Origin of the sequence: Olsenella phocaeensis (genome assembly GCF_900120385.1) — a bacterium.
GTDB classification, from domain to species: Bacteria; Actinomycetota; Coriobacteriia; order Coriobacteriales; family Atopobiaceae; genus Olsenella_I; species Olsenella_I phocaeensis.
Map to the genome: position 1 here is coordinate 1 of NZ_LT635522.1, position 2,233 is coordinate 2,233.

A 2,233-nucleotide genomic window follows, 5' to 3' on the forward strand; every position below is an offset into this window, starting at 1 on the left:
GCCGCCCTCGTCCACCGTGGCCACGGCGAACTGGCTCGCGCCCGAGGCGTGCATGGCGCGGGCGCACTCGACCGCCCCATGCCCATAGGCGTCCGCCTTCACGGCGCACATCATCTGGACGCCCGGGCGCAGGAGCGCCTTGAAGGCCCGCGTGTTCTTGCGCACGGCGTTGAGGTCGACCTCCACCCAGGCCGCGCGCGTCTGTGGTTCCCTGCTCACTGCCATCTTCGCGACTCCTTTTGAGGCTAGTTCTTCTCGCCCATGCCCGTGACCGCCGCGTTGACCTGCTCGAGGAGGGCGTCCTCCGCCAAGCCGATCGCGTCGATGAGGTCGTGGGCCATGACGGCGTTGGCCCCCACGCGCTGCGCCGCGATGGAGCCGGCGTAGCCGTGGACCTCGCAGGCGTAGGCGGCGAGCACGGGAAGGTCGTCGGCCTCCACGTTGGAGCGGGCCAGGTAGGCGGCAATTATGCCGCCCAGGACGTCACCGGAGCCCGCCGTCGCCAGCGCGGCGGNCCGGCCTTCTTAGGCGGCCAGCCCTCGCCGACGACGGGCGCCAGTTCGGACGACCAGCAGCCCAGCTTGGCGTTGGGATCCGCATCCAAGGTGAGGTCGGCCGTAACGCCGGCCTTCCAGTTGCGCAGCGCGGCCACGGCGATCATCGCGCCGTTGTCCCCGCACACCACCATGGGCGGCACGGTCACGCGCACGCCACGCCGCGGGAGCTTCTTGCGGTACTCGGCCCTGAGCGCGGGGTTCGCCGCCACGCCACCACCCACGCAGAAGTCGCCCACTCCCGTCTCGCCCACCGCCGTGATGGCCTTCGACACCTGCACGTCGATGACCGCAGCCTCGAATGACGCCGCCAAGTCGGGCAGGTTGATGGGACGACCCACCTTGTTCTCCCCCTCGATGTAGGTGATGACCGCCGTCTTGAGCCCGCTCAACGAGAAGCGGTAGTCGTGGCTGTGCATCATGGCACGCGGGAAGTGGATGGCCTTCTTGTTGCCCTGCGCCCCGAGCTTCGAGATCACGGGCCCGCCGGGATAGCCCAACCCCAGCGCCTTGGCGACCTTGTCGAAGGCCTCCCCCACGGCGTCGTCGATCGTGGCTCCCAAGAGCTGGTAGTCCCCCCAGCCTCGCACGTGGACCAGCATGGTGTTGCCACCCGAGACCAGGCTCGCCACGAAGGGAGGCTGCAGGTCCGGGGTCTCGAAGAGGTTCGCCAGGAGGTGCCCCTCGAGGTGGTTCACCGGCGTGAGGGGCAGCCCCGCGGCAGCGCAGAGGCCCTTCGCGAAGGCGACCCCCACGACGAGGGCACCGACCAGGCCGGGCCCGGCCGTGACGCCCACGCAGGCGAGGTCGGACGGCGCCAGCGTATCGCAGCCAAAGTGCGCGCCAGCCTGTGCCATGACCTCCTCGAAGACGCCGACGATTGCCTCGACGTGCTTGCGACTCGCGATCTCGGGCACCACGCCGCCAAAGCGGGCGTGAAAGTCGACGGATGTCGCCACCACGTTGGCGCAGACCACGCCGTTGGAGCCGATGACGGCCATGGCCGTCTCGTCGCAGGATGACTCGATGGCCAGCACCAGGTCGCCCGCCTTGGCCAGCGCGTCGCGGGAGGCGACGCTGCGCTCGCCAGGCACGATGGGCCAGGGTCGGATGGAGGCGCTGGGCTGGGGTTGGTCCGCCACGAGCGACGCGTCCGCCCCAAGGGGCAGCTCGGCGCGCATCAGAAGCGCGTCGGCACCGGGGCCGTAGTAGCCCCGGCGGCGACCCGCCTCGACGAAGCCGAGACGCGCGTACAGCTCGCGGGCAGCGGCGTTGTCCTCCGCCACCTCCAGCGTCATGGCAGTGGCGTTGAGCATCTGTCCGTCATAGGCAACGCGGCCCAGCAGCCTGGACGCGATTCCCTCGCGGCGGCGCCCCTCGGCCACCACGATCTCCAGCAGCTCGAAGTCGGATCCCGCGAGGCTCGCCCCTGCGAACCCCACGAGCTCGCCCTGGTCGTGAGCCACCCACCAGCTGCGCTGGGGAGCGAAGAGCTCCTCGTAGAACATCTGGCGCGTCCAGGCGCTGTGGTCGCTCACCTGGTACGCGCCAGCCTCGAGCGCGGCGACGGCGTCGAGGTCGTTCACGGACATGGGCCGCAACTGCAGGTGACGCCCCGCGAGCGCGTCGGCGGTGCCGGTTACCCTCACGCTGGCGGGGGCCGCCAGCCCCCGGCGCTT

At 70.7% G+C, this 2,233-nt stretch carries 3 protein-coding genes; all 3 read right to left on the reverse strand.

The window, feature by feature from the left end; all coding sequences use genetic code 11:
- The coding region (locus BQ7388_RS10830) for an alanine racemase (RefSeq protein ID WP_200781491.1) at positions 1-225 on the reverse strand (225 nt) is incomplete at its 3' end.
- A 20-nt stretch (positions 226-245) separates the two neighbouring features.
- Positions 246-506 carry an NAD(P)H-hydrate dehydratase gene (locus tag BQ7388_RS10835; RefSeq protein WP_083558392.1) on the reverse strand — a complete coding sequence of 87 codons (261 nt, stop codon included), beginning with the start codon at positions 504-506 and terminating at the stop codon, positions 246-248.
- Positions 467-2,233 (reverse strand): tRNA (adenosine(37)-N6)-threonylcarbamoyltransferase complex transferase subunit TsaD (tsaD, locus tag BQ7388_RS10840; protein ID WP_234946964.1); only part of this gene is annotated, 1,767 nt, incomplete at its 5' end. The genes tsaD and BQ7388_RS10835, both read right to left, overlap by 40 nt.